Source organism: Kitasatospora sp. NPDC101176, assembly GCF_044768035.1.
Lineage (GTDB): Bacteria > Actinomycetota > Actinomycetes > Streptomycetales > Streptomycetaceae > Kitasatospora.
This window is the reverse complement of record NZ_JBIWPA010000018.1, coordinates 102,766-128,599: the sequence shown is the minus strand read 5'-3', so window position 1 is coordinate 128,599 and position 25,834 is coordinate 102,766. Positions and strand designations below refer to the sequence as shown.

General features: G+C 74.8%; 20 protein-coding genes. 5 read left to right on the top strand and 15 right to left on the bottom strand.

The window, feature by feature from the left end:
- Positions 1-55: 55 nt before the first annotated feature.
- Together abc-f and ACIRS1_RS23815 are read right to left on the bottom strand one after the other, a co-directional pair.
- A complete protein-coding gene (abc-f, locus tag ACIRS1_RS23820) occupies positions 56-1,654 on the bottom strand; it encodes a ribosomal protection-like ABC-F family protein (protein WP_360211809.1) in 1,599 nt (532 codons plus the stop codon).
- Between the two features lie 204 nt (positions 1,655-1,858).
- On the bottom strand, positions 1,859-2,881 hold the full coding sequence (locus ACIRS1_RS23815; RefSeq protein WP_402843066.1) for a hypothetical protein: 1,023 nt from the start codon (positions 2,879-2,881) through the stop codon (positions 1,859-1,861).
- 358 nt (positions 2,882-3,239) lie between these two features.
- Here ACIRS1_RS23815 and ACIRS1_RS23810 point away from each other — a divergent pair, with 358 nt between their 5' ends.
- Positions 3,240-4,493, top strand: a complete 1,254-nt coding sequence (locus ACIRS1_RS23810) for a glycoside hydrolase family 26 protein (protein ID WP_402843063.1) — start codon at positions 3,240-3,242, stop codon at positions 4,491-4,493.
- A 19-nt stretch (positions 4,494-4,512) separates the two neighbouring features.
- Here the strand turns inward: ACIRS1_RS23810 and ACIRS1_RS23805 are convergent, their stop codons facing one another.
- The 9 genes from ACIRS1_RS23805 to ACIRS1_RS23765 all read right to left on the bottom strand — a co-directional run bounded on the left by ACIRS1_RS23805 (position 4,513) and on the right by ACIRS1_RS23765 (position 14,718).
- A complete protein-coding gene (locus tag ACIRS1_RS23805) occupies positions 4,513-5,673 on the bottom strand; it encodes a GNAT family N-acetyltransferase (RefSeq protein WP_402843061.1) in 1,161 nt (386 codons plus the stop codon).
- Entirely contained in the window at positions 5,670-6,476 is an 807-nt protein-coding gene (locus ACIRS1_RS23800; RefSeq protein WP_402843059.1) for a Wzz/FepE/Etk N-terminal domain-containing protein, read from the bottom strand. Before ACIRS1_RS23800 ends, ACIRS1_RS23805 begins: the two co-directional genes overlap by 4 nt.
- Before the next feature lie 46 nt (positions 6,477-6,522).
- Positions 6,523-7,638, bottom strand: coding sequence for a glycosyltransferase (locus ACIRS1_RS23795; RefSeq protein WP_402843056.1), 1,116 nt, complete (start codon positions 7,636-7,638; stop codon positions 6,523-6,525).
- Positions 7,635-7,997 (bottom strand): hypothetical protein, encoded by a 363-nt coding sequence (locus tag ACIRS1_RS23790; RefSeq protein ID WP_402843053.1) that lies wholly within the window; start codon positions 7,995-7,997, stop codon positions 7,635-7,637. Before ACIRS1_RS23790 ends, ACIRS1_RS23795 begins: the two co-directional genes overlap by 4 nt.
- A complete protein-coding gene (locus ACIRS1_RS23785; protein WP_360211789.1) occupies positions 7,987-9,711 on the bottom strand; it encodes a lipid II flippase MurJ in 1,725 nt (574 codons plus the stop codon). Before ACIRS1_RS23785 ends, ACIRS1_RS23790 begins: the two co-directional genes overlap by 11 nt.
- Entirely contained in the window at positions 9,708-11,057 is a 1,350-nt protein-coding gene (locus ACIRS1_RS23780) for an O-antigen ligase family protein (RefSeq protein WP_402843050.1), read from the bottom strand. The genes ACIRS1_RS23785 and ACIRS1_RS23780 overlap by 4 nt, the downstream gene beginning before the upstream one ends.
- A 5-nt stretch (positions 11,058-11,062) precedes the next feature.
- The gene (locus ACIRS1_RS23775) at positions 11,063-12,586 is read right to left on the bottom strand and encodes an exopolysaccharide biosynthesis polyprenyl glycosylphosphotransferase (protein ID WP_360211783.1); all 1,524 of its coding nucleotides are present in this window, start codon (positions 12,584-12,586) and stop codon (positions 11,063-11,065) included.
- Positions 12,587-12,957: 371 nt separating this feature from the next.
- Entirely contained in the window at positions 12,958-14,112 is a 1,155-nt protein-coding gene (locus ACIRS1_RS23770) for a glycosyltransferase (protein WP_402843048.1), read from the bottom strand.
- 165 nt (positions 14,113-14,277) lie between these two features.
- Positions 14,278-14,718, bottom strand: coding sequence for an SRPBCC family protein (locus tag ACIRS1_RS23765; RefSeq protein WP_360211777.1), 441 nt, complete (start codon positions 14,716-14,718; stop codon positions 14,278-14,280).
- Between the two features lie 129 nt (positions 14,719-14,847).
- Here ACIRS1_RS23765 and ACIRS1_RS23760 point away from each other — a divergent pair, with 129 nt between their 5' ends.
- Positions 14,848-15,750, top strand: coding sequence for a HipA family kinase (locus ACIRS1_RS23760; RefSeq protein WP_402843045.1), 903 nt, complete (start codon positions 14,848-14,850; stop codon positions 15,748-15,750).
- Between the two features lie 55 nt (positions 15,751-15,805).
- Here the strand turns inward: ACIRS1_RS23760 and ACIRS1_RS23755 are convergent, their stop codons facing one another.
- The 4 genes from ACIRS1_RS23755 to ACIRS1_RS23740 form a co-directional block, all read right to left on the bottom strand.
- Entirely contained in the window at positions 15,806-16,234 is a 429-nt protein-coding gene (locus tag ACIRS1_RS23755; RefSeq protein WP_360211771.1) for a hypothetical protein, read from the bottom strand.
- Between the two features lie 115 nt (positions 16,235-16,349).
- On the bottom strand, positions 16,350-17,840 hold the full coding sequence (locus tag ACIRS1_RS23750; protein WP_402843043.1) for a S8 family peptidase: 1,491 nt from the start codon (positions 17,838-17,840) through the stop codon (positions 16,350-16,352).
- 250 nt (positions 17,841-18,090) lie between these two features.
- A complete protein-coding gene (locus ACIRS1_RS23745) occupies positions 18,091-19,209 on the bottom strand; it encodes an amidohydrolase family protein (protein ID WP_402843041.1) in 1,119 nt (372 codons plus the stop codon).
- Positions 19,210-19,212: 3 nt separating this feature from the next.
- Positions 19,213-20,688, bottom strand: coding sequence for a glutamine synthetase (locus tag ACIRS1_RS23740; RefSeq protein ID WP_402843038.1), 1,476 nt, complete (start codon positions 20,686-20,688; stop codon positions 19,213-19,215).
- Positions 20,689-21,236: 548 nt separating this feature from the next.
- On the opposite strand from ACIRS1_RS23740, the gene ACIRS1_RS23735 reads away from it, so the two are divergent.
- The 3 genes from ACIRS1_RS23735 to ccrA all read left to right on the top strand — a co-directional run bounded on the left by ACIRS1_RS23735 (position 21,237) and on the right by ccrA (position 25,833).
- Complete coding sequence (locus ACIRS1_RS23735; RefSeq protein ID WP_387901676.1) at positions 21,237-23,012, top strand: 3-hydroxyacyl-CoA dehydrogenase family protein; 1,776 nt, start codon at positions 21,237-21,239, stop codon at positions 23,010-23,012.
- Between the two features lie 194 nt (positions 23,013-23,206).
- Positions 23,207-24,127 carry a TetR family transcriptional regulator gene (locus ACIRS1_RS23730; RefSeq protein ID WP_360211757.1) on the top strand — a complete coding sequence of 307 codons (921 nt, stop codon included), beginning with the start codon at positions 23,207-23,209 and terminating at the stop codon, positions 24,125-24,127.
- Between the two features lie 368 nt (positions 24,128-24,495).
- Positions 24,496-25,833, top strand: a complete 1,338-nt coding sequence (gene ccrA / locus ACIRS1_RS23725) for a crotonyl-CoA carboxylase/reductase (protein WP_360211754.1) — start codon at positions 24,496-24,498, stop codon at positions 25,831-25,833.
- The last annotated feature ends 1 nt before the right edge of the window (position 25,834 follow it).

Sequence of the window (25,834 nt, the reverse complement as noted above, 5' to 3'; positions counted from 1 at the left end):
CGCCGTAAGGACTAGTTTTTCTGGTCCGAAAAGAGGATCCCGTGTCTACTGCCGGTCAGGCGAGCGAGACCAGATCGGCGTAGGCCGGGCTCCAGAGGTCCTCGACCCCGTCCGGCAGCAGGATGATCCGCTCCGGCTGGAGCGCGTCCACCGCACCCTCGTCGTGGGTGACCAGCACGACCGCGCCGGAGAACTCGCGCAGCGCGCCCAGGATCTCCTCCCGGCTGGCCGGGTCGAGGTTGTTGGTGGGCTCGTCGAGCAGCAGCACGTTGGCGCTGGAGACCACCAGCGAGGCCAGCGCCAGACGGGTCTTCTCACCGCCGGAGAGCACCCCGGCCGGCTTGTCCACGTCGTCGCCGGAGAACAGGAAGGAGCCGAGGATCTTGCGGATCTGGACCAGGTCGGTGTCCGGGGCCGAGGAGCGCATGTTCTCCAGCACCGTGCGGTCCGGGTCCAGGGTCTCGTGCTCCTGGGCGTAGTAGCCGATCTTCAGGCCGTGGCCCGGGATCACCTCGCCGGTGTCCGGCTGCTCCACCCCGGCCAGCATCCGCAGCAGGGTGGTCTTGCCGGCGCCGTTGAGGCCCAGGACGACGACCCGCGAGCCGCGGTCGATCGCCAGGTCCACGCCGGCGAAGATCTCCAGCGAGCCGTAGGACTTGGACAGGTCCGCGGCGGTCAGCGGGGTCTTGCCGCAGGGCGCCGGGTCCGGGAAGCGCAGCTTGGCGACCTTGTCGCTCTGGCGCACCTGCTCCAGGCCGGAGAGCAGCTTCTCGGCGCGGCGGGCCATGTTCTGCGCGGCCACCGTCTTGGTCGCCTTGGCGCGCATCTTGTCCGCCTGCGCGTTGAGGGTCGCGGCCTTCTTCTCGGCGTTGGCCCGCTCGCGCTTGCGGCGCTTCTCGTCGTCCTCGCGCTGCTGCTGGTACTGCTTCCAGCCCATGTTGTAGACGTCGATCGCGGAGCGGTTGGCGTCCAGGTAGAAGACCTTGTTGACGACCGTCTCGACGAGGTCGACGTCGTGCGAGATGACGATGAAGCCGCCCTTGTAGGTCTTCAGGAAGTCCCGCAGCCAGGCGATCGAGTCGGCGTCCAGGTGGTTGGTGGGCTCGTCGAGCAGCAGCACGTCCGAGTCCGAGAAGAGGATCCGGGCCAGCTCGACGCGGCGGCGCTGACCACCGGAGAGGGTGTGCAGCTGCTGGTTCAGGATGCGGTCCGGCAGGCCGAGCGCGGCGGCGATGGTGGCGGCCTCAGCCTCGGCGGCGTACCCGCCCTTGGTGAGGAACTCGGTCTCCAGCCGGGCGTACTTCTTCATCGCGGTGTCGCGGGTGGCGCCCTTGCCGTTGGCCATCCGGTCCTCGTTCTCGCGCATCTTCTTCAGCACGGTGTCGAGGCCGCGGGCGGAGAGGATGCGGTCCTTGGCGAGGACGTCCAGGTCGCCGGTGCGCGGGTCCTGCGGGAGGTAGCCGACCTGGCCGGAGCGGATCACCGTGCCGGCGGCGGGCAGGCCCTCGCCGGCCAGCACCTTGGTGAGGGTGGTCTTGCCGGCGCCGTTGCGCCCGACCAGACCGATCCGGTCGCCGGCGGCGACCTTGAAGCTCGCGGACTCGATCAGGATCCGGGCACCGGCGCGCAGCTCGAGGGCGTTGGCGGAAATCATGGCGGTGGACTACTCCTGGGACGTGGGCGGGCGGCGGGCGGGGCCCGGGCCGAGCAGCGGGGAAGGGGCTTCGTCGGTGTTCGGCACGGCGCGGAGCGCGGCGCCGCAACGCCTGCTAGTGCCCGGAGAAGTCAGCCATGGCGGCAAGTCTACCGGGCCGCGCGGGAACGCCCCGGGGCACCGCCTCCACCGCCGGTGCCGGTGCTACTGCTGCGGCTGCTCGGACGGCTGCGGCGCCTGCGACGACTGGTCCTGCACCGGCGGCTGGGCGGCCGGCTGGTCCGGCACCGGGACGTCCGTCGACGGGCTCGCCGCCGGGTCCGCGCAGCCGCCCTGCGGGCGCACCGCCGCGAACGGGACGGACGGGCTGCCGCAGGCCGCCTCGGGGGCGGCCGCCTTGGTGTCGAAGACCCGGGGCGGCACGATCGGGCCGTCGGTGATCAGCACCCGGCTGCCGTCCAGCGCCTTGATGGCGGCGGCCGGGCCGGTGTTCAGCTGCCAGCCGGTGCTGTCCAGCCGGTAGCCGCTGATGCCGCCGGAGACGGCCTGCCCGGAGCTGTTGGTGCAGCTGCGCGGCACCAGCACCGCGTACTCGGTGCCGACGGTGCGCAGCGGGTCGTAGACGCAGTTGCCGGGCGGCTTGGAGTTGTAGCGCAGGTCGCCGTCGGCCTCGCGCAGGCCCATGGTCAGGTTCGGGGTGACCACCGCCACCCAGGCGGAGCCGCCCTGCTGGACGGTGTGCATCGCCGCGGCGGCGCGGTCCCGGGCGAGCTGTCTGCGCTGCTCGTCGGTCCGCTTGTCCGCGCCCGGCTCGCCGTCCCCGCGCAGCCAGTCCGCCAGGCCGGGCACCGCCCGGTGCCAGCGGACCTCGTGGTCGCCCGGGCGCACCGAGGTGATCAGCCCGTCGTCCCACACCACGACGGCGTTGTCGCCCGCCATCGACAGGTACAACGCGGTGGCGCCCTCGCGGCGGTAGGACCAGGCCTGCTCGCCGGTCGCGCGGTGGAAGGCCTCCAGCCCGGGGCCCACCTTCAGCTCGAGGTCGGCCGAGCTCAGCGACTGCGAGTTCACCGGCGTGGCCTCCGCGTCCCCGGGGCCCGCCACCCGGTCGCCGAACGGCACCGGCTTGTTCGCGTGGGCCGCCGCTCCGGCCGCAAGGACCAGCATCACCGCCAGGGCAGGCAGGATCGAGCGGGGGGTCAGTACACGCAGCGGCTTCCAGGACACGGCCGGAGCGTACCCGGCACCGGGCACGCGAGTCAGCCTGGAATCGCCCACCGTCCGCACTGCGGACCGCGCGCAGGGGCGTGCGCGCCCTCCCCGCGCACCCGCCCGCCGACCTGCGCCGTCGGGGGCGCGGCCGGGTCGCCGACCGCTCCGGAGTCAGGCCCGGAGGGTCGGATCGACCGTTACAGAGCTGATACACGCGGTGCACCCGGGTGGCCGCTGCGGCAGACGGCGTTCGAATGGCGCCCACTTTAGGGTGACATTCGGCTTTTCCGACGCCCGCCGGGCCTACTGTCGGCGAGCGGGGCGCCACGGTCCGTCCACCGCGCCCCGCCCCGCGACGCCCGGAGGAGAGACCATGCGAATCGGCCGCCTGACGCTGGCCGCCGCCGCGCTGCTGCTGCTGGCCACCGCCAGTGTCCCGACCGGGACCCCGCTCAGCCAGACCGAGCGGCACTCCCTCTCCTCGGACGCCTTCGAGCCGCGCGGCGCCGCGCCCCGCCCGGCCGTGCAACGGCCCCGGCACGAGCCCCCGTTCGGTGCCTTCGTCGGCTCCTGGGACAGCTACATCCCGCAGATCGGGCGGTACGCGCAGTGGCTGGGCGACGCCAACCTCCAGGTCGGCCACACCTATCTGGCGGGCAACAGCTGGGCCGACGTCGAGGGCGAGCCGGTGGTGCTCGGCATGTGGTCGCAGTGGCGGCTGGCCGACCCGTCCAGGACGCTCGTCCTCGGCGTCCCGATGCTGGTGCCCAACGAGGCGAACGTGCCGGACGGCGAGGTCGCGAAGCTGCTCGCCCAGGGGGCGCGGGGGGACTTCGACCGGCACTTCCTGCGGCTCGCCCGCAGGCTGGTCGCCCTCGGCGGCGCGGACACCGTGCTCACCCTCGGCTGGGAGATGAACGGTGTCACCTACACCCACCGCTGCAAGCCCGACCCGAGCGCCTGGAAGGCCTACTGGCGGCGGATCGTCGGCGTGATGCGCTCGGTGCCCGGGCAGCGGTTCCGCTTCGACTTCACCCCGAACCGGGGCCTGGACGCCATCCCGTGGACCAAGTGCTACCCCGGCGACGACGTGGTCGACATCATCGGCATGGACAGCTACGACCAGCCCGCCGGGGGCACCTTCGACGAGTACGTGCGCGAGCCGTACGGGCTGCAGGACCAGGTGGAGTTCGCCGCCAGGCGCGGGAAGCCGGTCTCGTACCCGGAGTGGGGGCTGTTCCGCAACGGCGACAACCCGGAGTTCGTGCAGCGGATGGTCGAGTGGATGCGCACCCACGACACCGCCTACCAGACCATCACCGACTACTGCCCGCACGGCTTCTTCCAGTGCGACCGCAACCCGCGCTCGGCCGACCGGTTCAAGCGGCTGATGTCCGGCTCGAAGGGGGCGCCGGCGGTGGTGCCGACGGCGCCCGCGGCCCCCACCCCGCCGAACCGGCCCGCCCAGCCGGGGACGCCGACCGCGACCGCGGCCACGAGCCCTGCGGCGAGCCCGGCCGCGGCCACCGGCCCGGGCCCCTCGCCGAGCCCGTCCACCGCGGCCACCGACCCGGCGGCCGACCCGTCGCCCCGTCCGTCGGCCGCCGGGGCGCCCGCGCGGCGGTGAGCCCCGGGGGCGGGCCCGGTCAGCCTCGGCGCCGGGCCAGCAGGGCCTCCTTGAGCCGGGGGAACCGGGTGCTCAGCACCTCCGCCGCCGTCTGCCGGGCGCGCACCGCGCCGGCCCGGGCGGCGGCGGCCGGGGCCGGCCCGGGCGGGCCGAACAGCAGCCGCTGGTTGGGCAGCCGGTCCGGCCGCCAGCGCTGCTTGTAGGGCTCCTGGCCGCGCAGCAGGCCGAGCACCGGAATGCCCGCGCCGACCGTCTCGTCCAGCGCCGCGCCGAACAGCAGCCCGGCGATGTCCAGCCGCTCGCGCAGCAGCGGGTGCGCGCCGTACAGGTAGAGGCCGCCGAAGGACGGGCAGAGCAGCAGCAGGTTCACCGCGACCAGCTCGCCGTCCAGCCGGAACTGGTGGACGGCTGCCCGGCCGGTGGCGACCAGCCCGGTGGTGGACTCGGTCAGGTGCCGGGCGAACCGCTCGGTGCGGTGCTCCGGCGTGACGCCCCGTTCCTGCCACTGCTGGAAGTGCAGCCGCAGCAGGTGGCGCAGTGCCTCCGGCACCTCGGCGGGCGGCGTCGAGGAGACCTCCACCCCGGCCTCGGCGATCTTGCGCAGCTTGACCCGGCTGCGCTGCGCCGTCTTCCCGGGCACCCGCTTGAGCAGCCGCTCCATCGGGACGGCCGGCAGGTACTGGCAGAGCGAGTCCTGGAAGCGGCGGCGCCCGCCGCGCCAGTGCTCGTACACCCGCTGCACCGCGGCCTCGGGGTGCACCTCGCGCAGCTCCAGGCAGTGCCACGGGCGGGTGAGCGGGAGGGCGGCGGCGAACTCGGCGGCGGCCCGGTCGGCGCAGTCGTCGTCGAGCAGCACGTCGGTGTAGTCGGCCAGCCCGGCACCCAGGCCGGTCAGTCCGCCGAGCGGGCCGCCGCGGCGCATGAAGGCGCCGGCGCCGACCAGCCGGCCGTCCCGGCGGACCAGCACCACCCGCAGGCCGCCGGGGCTGCCGTAGTGGCGCCACCAGGAGCGCTGCCAGTCGACGGCCTGGAAGAAGGTGGCCGTCCGGCAGCGGGCGGCCAGGTCGTCCCACTCCTCGGCCAGGGAGTCCAGGGCGTCGTCCTCGCGGCGCAGCTCGGTGGTCCACACCGGCGCCGGTGCCCGGTGCGGCAGGCCGGCCCGCCGGGTCTCGGTGCTCATCGCGGGCTCCCGGCGGCGCTCTTCGCCTTGGCCGGGGGCTCCGCGACCGTCGCGGCGGCCTTCGCGGGGGCCTCCGCGGAGGTCTTCTCCACAGGCTTCCCTCCGGACTTCTGCGCGGCCTTCTGCCCCGTCTCCTCCGACGCTGCGGCGCCGGCGGCCGCCGGCTCCTCGGTCCGCGGCCGGGGGGTGGTCGAGCGGTCGGCCGGGGCGGCCGGCGTCGCCGGGGCCGGCGGCTCGGCGTCCGCCCCGCCGCGGCGGCGGGTCATCATCACCAGCGCGCCGATCAGCAGGCCGGCCGCTCCGCCGACCGCGACGTCCAGGCGCCCGGACGGGGTGGTCGGTTTGTCCGGCTCGGCGGCCGGCGCCAGCGTGACCAGCCGGACGTTGGTGTCCCGGCTGCTCGTGTTGGCGAAGGAGACCAGCGAGCGGGCCACCGCGTCGGCGGTCCGGGCGGCCTCCTGCGGCCGGGTCCCGGTCCCGGTGATCTCGATCATCGGGGCGTCCGGGGAGGTCGTCCCGTGCACCAGGGACTCCAGCTCGGAGCGGGTGTGGCCGGTCTCGGCGGCCGCCACGGCGAGCACCTGCGGCTGGCCCGCCAGCCGTCCGTACGCCTGGGCGAAGTTGGTCGCGGTGGCGGCCTCCCCCGGGCTCTCCGGCACCACGAGGACGTAGGCGCTGGCCGCGTAGGAGGGGTGCGAGACGACGGCGTACCCGGCTCCGGCCGCGGCGCCCAGCGGCACCGCGAGCGCCACCGGCCACCAGCGGCGGACCAGGTGGCGGGCGCTTCGGCGCGGTGTGGTCATGGGTGTGACTCCTTGGGAATGTGACGGCGGTTCCGGCGGCGGGCGGTCAGGCGCGGGCCAGCCGGTCGTACAGGGCGCTCAGGTCGGCGGCGACCCGGGCGATGTCGTAGTGGCCGACCGCCGGGGGGTGCGGCAGCGGGTCCGCGGTGTGGTCGTTCAGGTGCCGCAGGTCGCGCAGCGCCGCGGCGTAGGCGGCGGCCTCGGACGGGATCCGGCGGGCCTGCGGGGCGGCGCTCGGCGGCAGTTCGTCGAGGGCCGGGCAGGCGCTGTGGCGCACCGGCAGTCCGGCCGCGAGGCCCTCCAGCACGCCGAGCCCGAAGGTCTCCGCGGTGGAGGGGGCGGCCAGGACGTCCAGGGCGGCGAGCAGGTCGGGGACGTCCTCGCGCTCACCGGTGAGCACCAGCCGTTCCCGGACGCCGAGTTCGACGGCACGGCGCTCCAGCGCGGCGCGTTCCGGGCCTGCCCCGACCAGTACCAGTCGGCTGGCCGGGTCCAGTTCGGCGAGCGCGTCCACCAGCACCTCGAAGCGCTTGCCCGGGACCAGCCGGCCCACCCCGCCGATCACCCAGCTCTGCTCCGGCAGGCCGAGTTCGGCCCGCAGCCGGCGGCGGACGGCGGCCCGGTCGGCGGCCGGGCGGCGGAACCGCGCGGTGTCGATGCCGTTGGGGATCAGCTCGACCCGGCCGGGCGGCACGCCCCAGGAGTGCAGCGTCTGGGCGACCTGGCGGGAGACCGCGACGGTGGTGCTGCCGAGCCGCTCCGCTGCCAGGTAGAGGCCCTTCACGCCCCGGGTGACGGTGCGGCCCTCGATCACCCCGGCGTGCAGCGAGTGCTCGGTCGAGACCACCGCGCGGACCCCGGCGAGCCGGGCCGCCAGCCGGCCGTACAGCTGCGCCCGGTACAGGTGGGTGTGCACCAGGTCGTAGCGGCCGGAGCGGACCAGCCGGACGAGCCGGGGCAGCGCGCTCAGGTCCCGGTTGCCGCGCATGCCGAGGTGGTGGACGGTCACGCCGTCGGCGCGCAGCGCGGTGGCGACCGTCCCGGGGTTGGTCAGGGCGACCACCTCGCACTGCTGGTGCGCCGGCAGGTGCCGGATCAGCAGCTGGATCTGGCGCTCGGCGCCACCGGAGGCGAGCCCGGTGACGATGTGCAGGACCCTCACCCGGCCGCCCTCCGGGCGGTGGTCCGGCGCAGCTCGGTGACGGTGCCGCGCAGCCGGTGCCGGACCTCCTTGGCCCGCAGCCGCCAGGCGCCGTCGTGGTCCCCGACGTAGCTGCGGGGCAGTGCGAGACGGCCGGTGAGCGGGGAGTGCGCGATCGCGCAGGCGTGGTCGTAGCCGGCCTCGTGGACGGCCCGGGCGGCGGGCGGGTCGACGGCCGGGCGGCGGCTGCGCGGCGGCCCCGGCTCCGACCGCGCCGCGCCGGCGGACCGGAGGTCGCCGCAGGGTCCGGCCACGGCCGGTGCGGCCCGGCGGTGCACGCCCGCCCGGGCCGAACGGACGGTTCCCCGTTCATTGTCCATGGGGGGGCTTCCCTTCATCGGCGACGGTTGCCGGGTTCAGGACCCGGGCGGCGGCGAGGACCGGGCCGCGCACCTCGTGCGCACCGAGGCCGGTGCCGAGAGCGGCGAAGGCCAGCGCCACGGTCAGGCCCCCGAGGAGTGTCGAGAGCAGCGGATCGGCGACCAGCCCGGAGGCGGCCGCGCCGAGGGCGGCGGCCCCCGCGGCGGCGGCCACCAGCCGGCCGTGGCCGCCGAGCACCCGGCGCAGCCGCAGCGGGATGCCGCGCAGCACCAGGCCGCGCAGCAGCAGCGCGGCGGCGACGGTGATGCCCGCCGCGTTGCCGGCCGCGAGCCCGGGGGCGCCGAAGCGGGGGGTGGCGAGCAGGCCGACCGCGACGGTGACGCCGAGTCCGAGCAGCATCGCGGCGACCGGGTACCAGTCCAGCAGCCGGCGGCCGCCGTCCTCGGTCCCCGGGTCGTCGGCCCGCCGGACCACCGGGCGCAGCGAGAAGTACGGGCGGACCATCACGCCGATGAGCGCCTGGGCGGGCAGGCCGAAGCTGTAGACGCGGATCACCGCGGCGGTGGCGGCGGTGTCCTGCGGGCCGAAGGCGCCGCGCTGGAAGAGCAGCGCGACCACCGCGGGCGCGCAGGACATCAGGAAGGCGGTGCCCAGCAGGACGACCGCCGCAGCCTGGCCGAGGTCCTTCTCGACCCGGTCGCGGGCGGCGGTGAGGTCCCCCGCGGCCAGCGCCCGGGCGACCAGCGGGAAGGTGACGGTGCAGATCAGGATGCCGGCGGTCATGGCCAGTTGGGAGACCTTGGCGGCGTAGTTGAGGTGCGAGATGGTGCCGGGCGGCAGGGTCGAGCCGAGGTAGCGCTCGACGAAGACCTGCGCCTGGCGGGTCAGGGTGAACGCGGCCACCGGCAGCAGGGCGAGCGGCATCAGCACCAGGGCCTGGCGGGAGCCGCGGGCCCCGGCCGCCGACGTGCCCCGGCGCAGCCGGCGCAGGAAGGGCCCGATCAGCAGACCGGCCATCAGCAGGCTGCCGAGCGCGACGCCGAGGGCGGCCGAGCGCACCCCGAGGAAGGCGTGGCAGCCGAGCAGCACGGCGAGGATGCCGAGGTTGTAGGCGACGTAGATGCCGGCCGGGGCGGTGAAGCGGTGGTGGGCGCGCAGCGCGGCGCCGAGGTAGCCGGCCACCCCGAAGGGCAGCACGGTGATCGCGGTGATCCGGGTGCAGGCGACGGCCAGGCCGGGGTCGGCGAGGCCCGGGGCGAGCAGGTCGACCAGCTGCGGGGCGCCGAGCGCGACGGCCACGGCGAGCCCGCTGAGGGCGAGCAGCAGCCGGGGCAGGGTGGCGCGGACGAGCTGGCGGACCGGGTCGGGGGCGTCCGGATGCTCCTCGCGCAGCACCAGGGCGAGGGCGAAGGCGGGCACCATGAGGAAGGACATGGCGTCCTCGATCAGCAGCGGCGCGGCGGTCTCCGGGACGGTCCAGGCGACGAGGAAGGCGTCGGTGCCCTGGTCGGCTCCGAAGTAGCGGGCGAGCAGGAGGTCGCGGAGCAGGCCGAGGCCGGAGCCGGCGGCGCTGAGGACGGCGGTGACGCCGAAGGCCTTGGCGAGGAAGCCGCGCCGGGGGCCGGCGGCGGGCCCGGGCATCCGGTCGTCGGCGGGGGCGCTGCGGGGGGCGGGGAGTGCGGCGAGGGTCGGCACGGGCTGGTCCGTGGTCACGCCGTCTCCTGCACGCAGGCGCGGGCCGCGAGGCCGAGGACGACGGAGGTCAGCACCGTGGTGGTGCCGCCGATGTCGGCGTACAGGAAGTCGACCAGGACCCAGGTGAGCAGGGCCAGCGCGGCCAGGGCAGGGCCGCGCGAGTGGCGCAGACAGCCGAGGAGCAGGCCGAGGAAGAGCGCGGTGTAGGCGACGATCCCGATCAGGCCCTGCTCGCTGAGCACCAGGAAGTACATGTTGTGCGGGGAGAGCAGCGGTTCGCGTTGGAACCCGATGGTGGCGTCGGCGGCGTCGCTGCCGGAGGAGAGCCGCAGCGGGGCGTGGCTGTCGCGCAGCTGCTGGAAGGCCTTCGGGCCGGCGCCGTGGACGGGGTGGTCCTGCCAGATCCGCCCGGCGGTGGCCCACAGGTCGTAGCGGTCGGAGACGGACTGGTCGGGGGCGGCGGAGACCGAGCCGATCGAGCTGAGCCGCTCGGTCACGCCGGAGGCGCCCAGACCGAGGCCGCCGACCAGGACGATCCCGGCGGCCGTGCCGAGGACGGCTCCGCGCACGGCGAGCCGGGCGTCTGCCCGCAGCAGCAGCACGGTGGCGGCGGCGCCGGTGGCGATCCAGCTGCCGCGGCTGAACGAGACGGCCAGCGGGAAGGTCAGGAAGGCGGCGGCGGCGAACATCGCGCGGCGCAGCCGGGCGTTGCCGCGCTCCCCCCGTTCGGCCAGGCCGAGCGCCAGGGCCGCGAGCAGCCCGTAGCTGACGACCGAGGACATCGCCATGATGTCCAGCGCGCCGAAGGTGCCGACGGCCCGGATCGGCTGGCCGGTGTAGGAGGCGCCGGTGCGGGTGAGGTACTGGTGGGCGCCGACCACGCCCTGGATCAGCGCGGCGAGCACGAAGGAGCCGAGGACCAGCCGCTGGTCGGCGCGGTCGCGCAGCGAGCAGAGCACCCCGGCGGGCACCAGGACGAAGATCTGGGTGAGCCGGACGAAGCCGGTGAGGCTCGTCGCCGGGTCGATCGAGCCCACGGTGGCGACGGCGGCCGCGACGACGATCCCGCCGAACAGCACGCAGCTCGCGCGGCTGAGCGCGGGCAGCCGGCCGCGCAGCAGGTTGACCGCGGTGAGGGCGACCAGCGCCAGCGAGGCGATGTCGGCGGCGGTGACGTGGACGGCGGCGGTGACGTCCTTCTCGCCGGTGGGCACGCAGACCAGCAGCACGGTGGCCGCGGCGAGCAGGCTGGGGCGGTCCGCGGCGGCGGCGAGGGACCTGCGTAAGGCCGCCGCCGCGCGCCCGTCCGCCCGCGGGGTGCCCGGGGAGTTCGGAGCGGGGTCGGCGGGGAGGGTCAGGGCCACGCGGGTCAGCTCCCGTCCGGGTGGAGCATCAGGACCGCGGTGCGGCACAGGATCTTGACGTCCTGCCAGAAGCTCCAGCTCTCGATGTAGCGGTTGTCGAACCGGGCGCGGTCCTCGATGGAGGTGTCCCCGCGCAGGCCGTTGACCTGGGCGAGGCCGGTGAGGCCGACCGGGACGCGGTGCCGGTCGGCGTACTCGGGGTAGGCCTGGCTGAACCGCATGACGAAGTAGGGGCGCTCGGGCCGCGGGCCGACCAGGCTCATGTCGCCGCGCAGGACGTTCCACAGCTGCGGCAGCTCGTCCAGCGAGCTGCGGCGCAGCAGGCGGCCGACGGCGCCCATCCGGTGGTCCTGGGAGATGTTCCAGCGGGTCGCCGACTCGTGCTCGTTGCTGGGGCGCAGGGTGCGGAACTTGAGGACGGTGAAGATCCGGCCGTCCAGCCCGGTGCGCTGCTGGCGGAAGAGCACGCCGGGGCCGGTGTCGAAGCGGACGGCGAGGGCGCAGAGCGCCAGGACGGGGGCGAGCAGCAGCAGGCCGAGCCCGGCGGCGGTGACGTCCAGGGCGCGCTTGGCGGCCCACCCGGGCCGGCGCATCGCCGGGCGGTCGACCCGCAGGCAGGGGAAGCCCCAGAGGTGGTCGGCGCCGGGGAGCCGGGAGGTGGGCAGCGCGCCGAACTCGCGCAGCGCCGGCACCAGCCAGACCTGGCAGCCGAGCCGGGCGGCGTCGCGCAGGGCGGCGGCGGTCTCGCCCTCGTCGGCGGCGCCCGCGGTGGCGACGACGTGGTGGACCCGGTGCCGGCGGACCTCGCGCTCCAGCACCTCGCGGCCGCCGAGGACGGGCAGGTCGGTGTCGGTGGCGAGCAGCGGCGGGTCGGCGTCGAGGAAGCCGACCGGGCGCATCCCGTACTCGCCCCGCTCGCTGAGGGCGGCGGCGACCCGGCGGCCGAGCCGGCCGGCGCCGAGCACCAGGACGGGGCTGGGGCGGCTGCGGCGGATCCGCCGGACCAGGTGGTAGAGCACGCCGCGGCCGAGGGCGGCGATCAGCAGCTGGGCGCCGAGCAGGACGGTGAGACGGGCCGGGGTGGCGGGGCCGCAGTCGGGCCAGCGGCCGTCCAGGCAGCCGGCCAGGGTGACGGCGAAGGCGGTGGCGACGACGGCGCGCACGGCCAGTGCGGGCAGTTCGTCCAGGACGGAGAGGGTGAGCCGGGTCCGGTAGAGGCCGCCGGCGAGGTTGAGGGCGAGCAGCAGCGGGAGGACGGCGGCGACGCCGAGCAGCGGTGCGAGCGGGACGGCGGGGTCGATGGCCCGGTTGGCGAGGCCGGTGGCGGTGCAGAGCGCGATCGCGTCGACCTGGACCAGTGCGAGCGGCAGGGCGAGCCGGGAGCGGACGGCCCTGCGGTGCCGACGGGGCGTCGGCACCGTACCGGTCCGGGCCGATCCGGCCGGGCGGTCGAGCAGCCCGGTACCGGGCCGCCACGGGCCGGAGAGGGACTGGTCGGACCGCGGCACGCTGTCGTGGTCAATGGTCATCAGCGCACGAACTCCCCTGCTGTGTGCCCGGGGCGGCGGTGCCCCGGCACCGGATGGCGCGGAGCGGTCGTCCCGGGCCGGTGGGCGCGGTCCTGACAGCACCTGCTGCCGCCGGCGGCCTTCGGCTCTCGCGCGCGGGGCCCGGCGGGCCCGGTCGCGACGTGCTCACTCGCGAATTCCCGGCGTGAAGTCGAAATGAAGCAGGCGAAATCCGACAATACCGAACCGGGACTTGCAGGCCGGAAGGTGACTTGCCATTTCATTCCAGCCGCCCATTAATAGGTATTTCGGATTGATGCCTCACCCTTATCCGGTTGAGGGTGCGAATACGCCGGCCCCGGAACGGCGGGCATTCACGGCATGTGAAACGATCAGATCGGCTCTGGGACACGGGTGCGGCGGCGCCCCGCGGCCGGGCCGGCACCCAGCAGATGGCGGTAGAGGGCGTCCACCTGTTCGACCACCGTGCGGACGTCGTGACGGGCCACCACGTGGTCACGCAGTCGGGCACCGCGCCGCTCGCACTCGATCGGATCGGACAACGCTTCGGCCATTCGGGTGGCGAGCGCGGTCACGTCCTCCGGCGGCACCACCGCCTGCGCCCGCTCGGCCTGCGGCAGGCACTCCCGGGCCCCCGGCACGTCCGTCAGCAGCACCGGCCGGGCGGCGGCCATCGCCTCCAACGGGGCCAGCGCCATGCCCTCCCAGCGCGAGGGCAGCACCACCAGGTCCGCCGCCGCCAGCCACGGCCGCGGGTCCGGCACGTCCCCGACCAGCCGGACCCGGGACGGCTCCGCCGACTCCCGGACCAGCTCCGCCACCCGCTGCTCCTCCGGACCCCCGCCGACCAGCGCCAACCGGGCCTGCGGCACCGCGTGCAGCACCTGCGGCCACGCCGCCAGCAGCACGTCCTGGCCCTTCTGCCGGCACAGCCGGCCCACGCAGACCGCGAGCGGTGCGTCCAGGTCCAGGCCGAGCGCGATCCGCGCGGCCCGGCGGTCGGCGGGCGCGTAGTGGCGGACGTCGACGCCGTTGGGCACCACCGCCCAGTCCGCGCTCACGCCCGCGGCGACGCCGTCGGCGCGCTCCTGGACACTGACACAGAGCAGCCGGTGCGCCCAACGGCTGGCGAATCGCTCCCAGTTGAGGGTCGCGGTGGCCATCGGGCCGTCGACGGCGGCGAAGGACCAGGCGTGCGGCTGGAAGACCGTGGGCACCGTGCCGCGCACCGCCAGCCGACCGGCCAGACCGGCCTTGGCGCTGTGCAGGTGGACCACGTCGGGCGCCGCGGACCGGACGATCCGGCGCAGCCGCCAGACCTCCGCGGCGGAGCCCGGCCCCGGTGAGCGCTCCGCCGGCCAGTCCCGGACGAGCGCGCCCACCGCGGCGGCCTCCTCGGCCAGCCGGCCGCCCCGCGGGCAGGCCACCAGGACCCGGTGGCCCGCCTCCCGTTGTCCCCGGACCAGATCGACGACGACGCGGGCGACGCCGCCGTCGACCGGCTGCGAAATGTGAAGGATCGTCATATGCACGGCGGCGAGCCTAGGGTGGCTCCAGCGCGCCGGGCGGCCCTCGTCACCCGGAGGTGGCGGGCCGTCCACCCGTACGGCTTTCCGGTCGTACGGGCGGACGAACCACTCGAAACCCCGGGCGAATTGCCCAGGGGGTGGCTCCCCGGGGGGGGGGATCCGTCAGCGGACCTCGGCGGCCAGGTTGGCCAGCACCTGGTCGTGGATCCGGTTCAGGCCCTTCGGGGCGAAGGTCCGCTCGAAGAAGCCGCCGATGCCGGTCGCGCCCTGCCAGGTGGCGGAGACGGTGACCTTCGACCGGCCCTCGCCGACCGCCGAGACGGTCCAGGTGATCACCATGGTGGAGTTGGCGTCCTTCTCCACCAGCTGGTCGGGCGCAGGCGCCGAGACGGTGAACAGGCAGTCCCGCACACGCTTCTCGGTGGCCTGGAGCTTCCAGTGCACCTGGGTGCCGGCACCGGTGCCGCCGACCCGCACCTCGTACTCGCTGTACTGCGCGGGCAGCAGCTTCGGGCGGGTCACCTGGTAGTCGGCCAGCGCCTCGTACACCCGCTCGGGGGCGGCGTCGTAGTCCCGCGCCGTGGTGGCCTGCACCTGTCCCATGGACGTGCTCTCCTCTGTCTGGTGGGTCTCCGGTCTCAGCGGCAAGCCAATCACAGCGCCGCGGGCGCGGCCCTCCGGGGCTCGCACCGGCCCGGCCGCCCGCCGGCCGGGCGGGATAGGGTGGCCGGTGTGCTCGATCTGGTGACAGCAGTGCGCTACGTGGACCCGCTGAGGGCCGGCGGCTCCGTCCCCGGTGTCGTGGAGACCGACGACCTGGGGACCTACGTGGTCAAGTTCACCGGCGCCGCCCAGGGCCGCAAGGCGCTGGTCGCCGAGGTGATCGTCGGCGAACTGGCCCGGCGCCTCGGCCTGCGCGTCCCCGAGCTGCGGCTGGTGGACTTCGACCCGGCCGTCGCCGCGGACGAACCGGACACCGAGATCCAGGACATGCTGCGGGCCAGCGGCGGCCTCAACCTCGGGATGGACCTGCTGCCCGGCGCCCGGGACTACCGGCCCGGGATGATCCCGGTGGGCTCCGCCGAGGCCGGACAGGTGGTCTGGCTGGACGCGCTCACCGGCAACGTGGACCGCACCGTGCACAACCCCAACCTGGTCGTCTGGCACGGGCGGCTCTGGCTGATCGACAACGGCGCCGCGCTGATCTTCCACCACCGCTGGGCCACCGCCGGGGCGGCCGTCGGCAAGCGCTACGACCTCAGTGCGCACGCCCTCGGCGGCTGCTCCCCGGACGTCCGGCTGGCCGACGAGGAGCTCGGCCCGCTGGTCACCGCAGGGCTGCTGGAGGAGGTGCTGGCCCTCGTCCCGGACGAGTGGCTGGCCGACGAGCCGGGCTTCGACTCGGTGGCCGCCGTCCGGGACGCCTACGTCACCCACCTGGCCGCACGGGCGGCGCTCTCCGAGCAGTGGCTGCCGGAGGGTTTCGCCACCCCCGAGCAGCTGCGCGAGGCCGAGCGGCGGCGGGAGGCCCGGACCCGCGCCGGCCGGCCCGCCTGGCTGCAGGAGGTCCCCGACCTGCACGGCAAGCCGTCGGTGGCGACGGTCTGGGACCCGCACGTCGACCAGGAGCCGTAGCCAGTCCCCGCCGCCGTCTCCGTCTCCGGACGGGCCTCCTCGAGCCCGCGGGTGCTCAGCCGAGGGCTGGGGCGACCCAGCCGACGTACTCGACCGCGGTGCCGGCCAGCAGTCCGCCCATCAGGACGGCGAACACCACCGAGCGGCTGAACCTGCTCACCGCCGGGGCGAACAGCGCGATCGCGACCGCCGCCGCGGCCAGCCCGGCCACCGGGCCCGCGGCCAGCATCAGCACCAGTCCGACGGCCGCGTTCGCGGTGCCGCCGGCCGCCAGGCCCATCACTCCGGCCACCAGCCCGGTCATCGCGAACGCCACCAGCATCGGCCCGGCGGCGGCCAGTTCGACGAAGCCCAGGACGAGCCACGGCCAGCGTCGGCCGCGGCCCGCGGGGGCGGACGGGCGGACCGGCGGGGCCTGCCAGCCGGGGAAGGTCTGCGCCATGCTGCTCAACTCCTGGGAGGACTCCGTGGGGTACGGGTCCATCCTGGCGAGCCGGCCGCCCGGCGGCCTGAGTACGGCTACTCAGAAACGACCGGGGAGCGGGACCCAGTGGTCCCGCTCCCCGGCTCAGTGTTCAGGTGGTGCCGCGGTCAGCGCGTCAGCGCCACCACTGGACCGCCTTCTCGGCGTTGATGATGCCCGCGCCGTAGAAGCCGTTGTCGTCCGCGCCGCCCTCACAGGTGGCCTTCCACTGGCCGGCGCCGCCCGGGTTGAACTCGCCGCTCGGGCACGGGTGCGACTCGGCCTGGCTGGTCAGCATCTCGGTCAGCTCCTCGGGGCTGGCCCACGGGAAGGTGCTGGCGAGCAGGGCGAGCACACCGGTGGTGTGCGGGGAGGCCATCGAGGTGCCCTGCATGTAGCCGTACTTGCCGCCCGGGATGGTCGACAGGATGCGGCCGTCCTTGTCCGGGGTGTCCGGCAGCTGGAAGCGGCGGTCGCCACCCGGCGCGGCGACGGTGACGACGCCCTTGCCGTAGCTGGAGTAGTACGACTTGTCGCCCTTGACACCCACCGAGGAGACGGCGATGACGCCCGGGAGCTCGGTCGGCAGCGACAGGCAGTCGTTGGTGACCGGGCGGGTGCCGGGGGTGGTGTCGTCCGGGCTGGAGACGTCAGTGGTCTTGTGCGCCAGGTCGATGTTCTCGTTGCCCGCCGCGGCGACGTTGAGGACGCCCTTGCGCTGCGAGAACGCGACGGCCTTGCGGACGGCGGCGGTGATGGCCGCCTGGTCCTTGTCGTTCGGGCAGTTGAACATCCACGGGTCGACGTAGTAGCTGTTGTTGGTCACCTTGAACTGGTGCTCACCGGCCCACACGAAGCCGCAGATCGCGTACTCGGGGTAGATGAACCCGCCGTCGTCGACGACCTTGACCGCGGCCAGCTTGACGTTCGGCGCGATGCCGACGATGCCCTTGCCGTTCTTGGCGGCGGCGATGGTGCCGGCGACGTGGGTGCCGTGGTCACCGTCGGGGCCCGGCTGCCAGGCCTTCCAGTCGGTGTTCGGCTTGCCGCCGTCGATGCAGGAGACCGACTGCGAGGCGTCCACGTTGGCGGCGAGGTCCTCGTGGGTGGCGTCGATGCCGGAGTCGAGCACGCCGACGGTGACGTTGCGGCTGCCGAGCGAGATCTTGTGCGCCTTGTCGACACCGATCTGGCGCATGTCCCACTGGTTGGCCTCGAGCGGCTCCTGGCCGGGGGCCGGGGCGGCGGTGGGCGCGGGGGCGACCTCGGCCTTCTGGGTGTCGGCGGCGGTGATGCCCTTGGTGCGGCTGGCGCCGACCGAGTCGACGCCCTTGGCCAGGCGCAGCTTCTCGGCGAACTTGGTGTCCGTCGAGCGCGCGATGACGACGCCGATCTGGTCGTACGAGTAGACCACCGTGCCGCCGAGGCTCTTGACGGCCTGCTCGACCTTCTGCACCTGGCCGTGGTTGGCCTTGGTGTTGACGACGTAGCTGAGCAGCGGACCGGTCGTCGAGTCGGCCACGGGGGCCGCGACGGCGGTGCCGGCCGGCAGCGCGAGGGCGCCGGCGGTGGCGAGCACCAGGCCCACCGCCGCGTACCGGGTCCGGCTGATCCGAGAAACTCTCATTGGGGTTGGCCCTCCCGAGTCGTCATGCAGCAGCTGCGGTGTGGCAGGTGCGATGTAATGATCGGGACGCTAATGAATATCCGATTAGATGCGCAAGAGGCAGACATCTAATCGTCACATCTCAACCAACAGCGGAACGTCAGGTTCCAGGCATCAACAGGACAAACAGTCGGTCATATTGTTAAAAAGTGTTGGTGTGCCGACGAGCTGACGCCCTTGACCGCCGACCGTCATCGACGGGGACGCCGTCCTACAGTGCGTAGAGCCGGCGCGCCGTGTCGGCCGAGATCTGCCGCTCCAGCCGTCGCGCGTCCGCCGCCGAACAGGCGCCGTCCGCCCGCCAGCCGGCCAGCACCGACCCCAGCCCGTGCCGGAACTGGGCGGCGCCCACCAGGAACAGCTCGGGCAGCCCGTACGCATCGGTGGAGAACAGCAGTTTTCCGAACGGCGCCAGTTCCAGCATCTCCCCCAGCACCGCGGCCACCCGCGGCCCCGTGTAGGAGGCCGTCAGCCCGAGATCGGTGTAGACCGTCGGGAACGCCTGGGCCAGCCAGGCGGCCTGCCGGTGGTAGGGGTAGCAGTGCAGCAGCACCAGGGGGACGCCGCTCGGCTCGGCCGCGCGCACGAAGTCCGTCAGCAGCGACGGATCGGCCCGGTGCAGGGTGAGGTCCGGGTCGCCGAAACCGGTGTGCAGCTGGAGCGGCAGGCCGAGCTCGGCGCAGACGTCCACGGCCGTCCAGAGCAGGTGGTGCAGCAGCACCGGATCGGTCAGCCGGCCGGGCCCGCCCCGCAGCCGGGCGCCGGCCGCGGCCACCACGGCCGCCCGCGCGGGGCGCTCGGCCGGGGCGGCCAGCCCGGCGCGGTAGGCCAGCACCGACTTGACCGCGACCGCGCCGGCGGCGGCCGCCGCGAGGGCCTCGCCGACGGCCTGCGGCCAGGCTCCGGCCGGCCCGGTGACCGCCGCGGCGACCGACTCCAGCCGGACCACCTCGCGCACCACCGCCCCGGTGGCCGCGGCGAGTTCACCGAGCGGCAGCAGGGGCAGCCCGGCCGCGGTGGTCAGCCCGGTGTCCACCAGGCAGGCGCCCAGCCCGGCCGCCGCCAGCAGCCGGGCGGTGGCCTCCGCGGCGCCCACCTCGCGCCGGCGCGCCAGGTACTCGGCCGCCGGGGCGTGCGCGGGCAGCCCGAGGACGGGCGGGCACCAGCGCCGCACGGCCAGGCCGAGCGCGCTGTCGAACGGGGAGCAGCCGGGTGCGGGCGGGCGGTCGGACTCGGTGAGCAGCCCGGCCAGGGCGTCGTCGGAGAGCTCGGCCGCCACCACGCTGTGGCAGTGGTGGTCGACCAGCGGCGGCACCGGCGACGGGGGCACCGCTCAGTACCGCCAGCGGGTGGCCGCCACCAGCCGTTCGGGCGCGGCCCCGGCGTACTGCTCGGCCTCGGCCCGGCGCACCGCCAGCACCGCCTCGTACAGCGGCTCGCCGAGTGCCTCGCGCAGCACCGCCGAGCGCTCGTACGCGGCCAGCGCCTCGGCCGGGGACGCGGGCAGCCGCGGCACCGTGCCGGGCTCGGCGGCGGCCGGGTCCCCGGTGAACTCCGGGGGCAGCGCCCGGCGCTGGTCGAGCCCGGCCAGGCCGGCCGCGAGCACCGCGCCGACCGCCAGGTAGGGGTTGGCGCTCGCGTCGAAGCACTTGACCTCGGCGTTCGCGGCGGCCGCCCGCTCCCCGGTGGAGCCCGTCACCAGGCGCAGCGCCGCCTCGCGGTTCTCCAGGCCCCAGCACTGGTAGGCGCCGGCCCAGTGCGAGGGCACCAGCCGCAGGTAGCCGGCCGGGCTGGAGCAGCCCAGCACCAGCAGCTCGGGCAGCGCGCCGAGCACCCCGGCGAGGAAGCCCTCGGCCTCCGCGGTGAGGCCGTGCGGCCCGGGGCCGCCGTGGCCGAGGTTGCGGCCGTCCCGCCAGAGGCTCAGGTGCAGGTGCCCGCCGTTGCCGACCGCGCCGGCCTCCACCACGGGGGCGAAGGAGACCCGCAGGCCGTGCCGCGCGGAGACGGCCCGGACGGTGTGCCGCACCAGGACGGAGGTGTCGGCGGCACCGACCGGGCCCTCGGGGGCCACCGAGACCTCGAACTGGCCCGGGGAGTACTCGGGGTGGATCTGCAGGACGGTGAGCCCCTGCTCGCCGAGCGCGCGCAGGACGTCGCGCAGGTAGTCGGAGAGGTCGGTGAGCCGGTGCATCCCGTAGGCGGGGCCGTGGGTCGGGTAGCGCGGCTCCTCCTGCGGATCCCCGGCGAGCGCGACCACCCACTCGACCTCGATGCCGGCCAGCAGGCCCAGCCCGCGCGCGGCCGCCGCGGCCTCCATCCGGCGGGCGAACAGCCGCTGGCAGCCGGGGTGCGGGGCGCCGTCCTGGGTGTGCCGGTCCCCCGGGGCCCAGGCCCAGCCCGGCTGGGCTGCCAGCGGGACGACGCGCTCGACGTCGGGGTAGAGCCGGAGGTCCCCCGTGGGGCCGCCGATGACCGGGCTGGTGGTGACGGCGTCGTCGGCGAGGAAGACGTCGAAGCAGGGGGCGGCGCCGACGCCCCACTGCGCGGCGTGCACCAGGCCGCCGAGGGGGACGGCCTTGACCCGGGCGATGCCCGCGTTGTCGACCCAGGTGACGGCCACCGCCTCGACCCCGGCGACGCGCAGCCGGTCGGCGGCCGCCGAGGCCCGCTCGGCGCGCTCGGCCCGCGGCGGCAGCGCGACGGCGGCGAGCGGGCCGGCGGCGAGCGGGCCGGCCGGGCCGACGGGTTGGTCGCCCGGGCCGCCCGGGTCGGACGCGGTGGGGCCGGCGGCGACGGTTCCGATGGTCATGCCTCCATGCTGCCCCGACCGCCGGGGGCGCGTAACTCCCCTATCGGGTGGTCGAAACGGACGTCCGTCCATCCGTTCACCCGTTCGGGGCGGGCGGGTCGGGCGGGGCCCCGGCCGACCCGGGCGCCCGCGGATCCGGGCGGATTTCCCGCCGACGCCCTCTTTCCTACCCGTCGGTAGCTTCGCTACAGTGGCCGGACGCACCACCGTCGGGCTTCGGGAGCCGCACCGACGGGGGCCTGCGGTCGCCGTGTCTGCGGCGCCCGCGCGGTGCGACTTCACCGGCCGGTGCCGCGAACCGCGGCCAGCCGGGCCCCCTTCCTCGTATCAGAGCCGCTTCCTTCCACCCTGAGCGCCTGAGTACCACGGCACACCCGCAGTTCGGCCGGAGCGGACCGGCCGCTGCGCCGGTGCGCCGGACCCGTCATCTCCCCAGCCCCCGCGCGCGGACCCTCCTCCGGCGGCGGCCGCCCCCGGCCCACGGCCGGGCGCGGCGGCGCGCCCGCCGGAGCGCGCGCGGGCCACCCATGACTAGGAGTGCAGGACACATGGAGCGTCCCTTTCCCACGGTCGCCGTCGTCGGCCTCGGCACGATGGGTGCCGGTGTCGCGGTCGCCGTCGCCAGGAGCGGCCGCCGGGTGATCGGCATCGAGGCCACCGAGGACTCGGCGGCCCGGGCGCTGGCCCGGATCGAGGAGACCACCGCGCACGCCGTGGACCGGGAGCGGATCACCGCCGAGGAGCGCACCGCGCTGCTCGCGCTGATCTCGGTCGGCCACGAGCTGGCGGCCGCCGCCGCCGCGGACCTGGTGATCGAGGAGGTGCCCGAGCAGCTGGAGCTGAAGCGGGAGCTCTTCGCCGAGCTGGACCGGATCTGCCCGGAGACCACCGTGCTGGCCACCGGCACCACCGCGCTGTCGGTGACCAGGATCGCCGCCGCGACCGCCCGTCCGGAGCGGGTGCTGGGCCTGCACTTCTTCAACCCGGTGCACAGCATGAAGCTGGTCGAGGTGGTCCGCACGGTGCTGACCTCTCCGCAGACCGCCGAGGACGCCGCCGCGTTCGCCCGCGACCTCGGCAAGGAGCCGGTGGCGGCCGGCGACCGGGCCGGCTTCGTGGTGAACGGCCTGCTGTTCGCCTACCTGAACCAGGCCGCCGCGATGTACGAGTCCAAGTACGCGTCCCGGGAGGACATCGACGCCGCGATGCGGCTCGGCTGCGGCCTGCCGATGGGCCCGCTGGCGCTGCTCGACCTGATCGGCGTGGACACCGCGCGGACCGTCCTGGAGGCGATGTACGAGCAGTCCCGCGACCGGCTGCACGCGCCCGCCCCGATCCTCGGCCAGCTGGTCTCGGCCGGGCTGCTGGGCCGCAAGTCGGGCCGCGGCTTCTACACCTACGAGGCGCCCGGATCGTCCCGGGCCGTGGACGCGGCCACCGGCCCGGCCACGCCGAAGGTCGCCGGCCGGGAGGTCCGGACGGTCGGCGTCTGCGGCTCGGGCACCATGGCGACCGGCATCGTCGAGGTGTTCGCCAAGGCCGGGTACCCGGTGCTGCTGGCCGCCCGCAGCCAGGAGAAGGCCGACGCGGCGAAGGCGCAGCTGGCGAAGTCGCTGAACCGCTCGGTCGAGCGCGGCCGGATGGGCGCCGAGCAGCGCGACGCCGCACTGGAGCTGGTCACCCCGGTCGGCCAGTACGCCGAACTGGCCGACGTGGACCTGGTGGTCGAGGCGGTCGCCGAGGACCTGGCGGTCAAGCGGGAGCTGTTCGCCGTCCTGGACAAGATCGTCAAGCCGGGCGCGGTGCTCGCCACCACCACCTCCTCGCTGCCGGTGATCAGCTGTGCGACCGCCACCTCGCGGCCGCAGGACGTGATCGGCATGCACTTCTTCAACCCCGCCCCGGCCATGAAGCTGGTCGAGGTGGTCTCCACCGTGCTGACCGCGCCGGACGTCACGGCCACCGTGCTGGAGCTGACCGCCAAGGTCCGCAAGCACCCGGTGGAGTGCGGGGACCGCGCCGGCTTCATCGTCAACGCGCTGCTCTTCCCCTACCTGAACGACGCGGTGCGGATGCTCCAGGAGCACTACGCGACGGTGGACGACATCGACACCGCCATGAAGCTGGGCTGCGGCTACCCGATGGGCCCGTTCGAGCTGCTGGACGTGGTCGGCCTGGACGTCTCGCTGACCATCGAGCAGGTGCTGCACCAGGAGTTCCGCGAGCCGGGCCTGGCCGCCGCTCCGCTGCTGGAGCACCTCGTCGCGGCCGGGTGCCTGGGCCGCAAGACCGGCCGCGGCTTCCGCGACCACGCCCGCCGGTGACCACGCCGCCGACCGGGGGCGCCGCCGCGCGGGAGTCGGCGCCCTACGGCAGCTCCGGAGCGTCCCGGCCGCCGGGCTGGAACCCGGGCACGGTGTCCGCGCGCTGGCCCAGGCCCGCCGTCACCGGGCCGGTCACCCCGGTCCGCCGGGGAAGGGCCGCGGCCGTGCCCGCCGGGCCGTGTAGCGTTCCGGACATGGATCGGGTTCAGGCAGCCACCCCGCAGCACTCCGCCGGACCGCGCGGCGCAGACCGGACGACCTCCTCGACCGGGGGCACCGGCCCGGATGCCGGGCCGGGCAGCCGCCGGGCGGCGGCGCAGCGCCAGCAGATGCGCCAGGACCTGGCCACCGCCGCGATGGAGCTGTTCGCCTCGCAGGGCTACGAGGAGACCACGGTCGACCAGATCGCGGCCGCCGCCGGGGTGGCCCGGCGGACCTTCTTCCGGTACTTCCGGTCCAAGGAGGAGGCGATCTTCCCGGACCACGACGACACCCTCGTCCGGGTCGCCGACCTGCTGGCCAGCGCCGAGCCGGAGGAGCACCCGCTGGACGTGGTCTGCCGCGGCATCAAGGAAGTGCTGCGGATGTACGCCTCCACGCCGGGGGTGTCGGTCGCGCGGTACCAGCTGATCCGGCAGGTCCCGGCGCTGCGCGAGCGGGAGATCGCCGTGGTGGCCCGGTACGAGCGGCTGTTCACCCGCTACCTGCTGGGCCGTTTCGACACCGGCGAGTCGATCCCGTCGGGCTGGCAGCGCGGCGGCGAGGACGACTCGATGCTGGCCGAGGTGTCGGCGGCGGCGGTCGTCGCGGCGCACAACCACGTGCTGCGGCGCTGGCTGCGGGCCGGCGGCCGGGGGGACGTGGAGGCGCAGCTGGACCACTCCTTCGAGGTCATCCGGCGGACCTTCTGGGCCTCCAGCGAGCCGGGTGCCAGACGCCGGGGCTCCCTGGTGGCACCCGGTGCCAGTGGGGCGGGCGTGGAAGGGGTGGCGGAAAGCGCACTGAGTGCCAGCCCCGGAGGTGAGGTACTCATCACAGTCGCCCGGACGGACGCTCCACTGGACGTCGTAGTGGACAGCATCCGGGCCGCACTGAGCGGCGCCAGGGAGTCCTGAGCCCGGAGTATTCGCAGGTCAGGGCAGTTTCGAGGGCCCGCGCCGAACAGTCGGCGCGGGCCCTTCGCATGCCCGCTCAACGCGCGTCACACCCCGCCGCGACGCCCCGGAATTCCTGACACCCGGTGTCTTTACGAGTGGCACAGGGTGCCACTACCTTGTTACTCACCAGTCGCGGCGCCGCGGCTCCCCACCTCGGCGCGCCGTCGTCCGGCGTTCCCACACCCCGGGAGCAGTGCCAGATCGGCCCGGCCCAGTCCGGGCGCCCAGCAGGACCAACCCACCCACCTCAGCGAAGCCGGTGTCCGCTCCCGGCTCCCCCAGACGCCCTGTGCGCCCTCAACACAGGTACGCCTTCGGAGGCAGCCATGCAGGAAATCCTCGACGCGATCCTCAGCAACGACGCCACGTCGGAGGACTTCGCCGCCGTCAAGCTCCCCGAGTCCTACCGGGCGGTCACGCTCCACAAGGACGAGGAGCAGATGTTCGCGGGCCTCGACAGCCGCGACAAGGACCCCCGGAAGTCCCTCCACCTCGACGAGGTGGCCCTGCCCGAGCTCGGCCCCGGCGAGGCCCTGGTCGCCGTCATGGCCAGCTCGGTGAACTACAACACCGTGTGGAGCTCGATCTTCGAGCCGGTCTCCACCTTCGGCTTCCTGGAGCGCTACGGCCGGCTGTCCCCGCTCACCAAGCGCCACGACCTGCCGTACCACGTCCTCGGCTCCGACCTGGCGGGCGTGGTGCTGCGCACCGGCGCCGGGGTCAACGCCTGGAAGCCGGGCGACGAGGTCGTCGCGCACTGCCTCTCCGTCGAGCTGGAGTCCCCGGACGGCCACAACGACACGATGATGGACCCGGAGCAGCGCATCTGGGGCTTCGAGACCAACTTCGGCGGCCTGGCCCAGATCGCCCTGGTGAAGACCAACCAGCTGCTGCCCAAGCCGAAGCACCTCACCTGGGAGGAGGCCGCCTCCCCCGGCCTGGTCAACTCCACCGCCTACCGCCAGCTGGTCTCCCAGAACGGCGCCGGCATGAAGCAGGGCGACAACGTGCTGATCTGGGGCGCCAGCGGCGGCCTCGGCTCGTACGCCACCCAGTACGCCCTGGCCGGCGGCGCCACCCCGATCTGCGTGGTCTCCAGCGAGGCCAAGGCGGACATCTGCCGCGCCATGGGCGCCGAGGCGATCATCGACCGCTCCGCCGAGGGCTACCGGTTCTGGAAGGACGAGAACAACCAGGACCCGCGCGAGTGGAAGCGGCTCGGCTCCAAGATCCGCGAGTTCACCGGCGGCGAGGACGTCGACATCGTCTTCGAGCACCCGGGCCGGGAGACCTTCGGCGCCTCGGTGTACGTCACCCGCAAGGGCGGCACCATCGTCACCTGCGCCTCCACCTCCGGCTACATGCACCAGTACGACAACCGCTACCTGTGGATGTCGCTCAAGCGCATCGTCGGCTCGCACTTCGCCAACTACCGCGAGGCCTTCGAGGCCAACCGGCTGGTCGCCAAGGGCAAGATCCACCCGACCCTGTCCAAGGTCTACTCGCTGGAGGAGACCGGCCAGGCCGCCCTCGACGTGCACCACAACAAGCACCAGGGCAAGGTCGGCGTGCTCTGCCTGGCCCCCGAGGAGGGCCTGGGCGTGCGCAACGAGGAGCTCCGCGCCAAGCACGTCGACGCCATCAACCGCTTCCGGAACGTCTGAG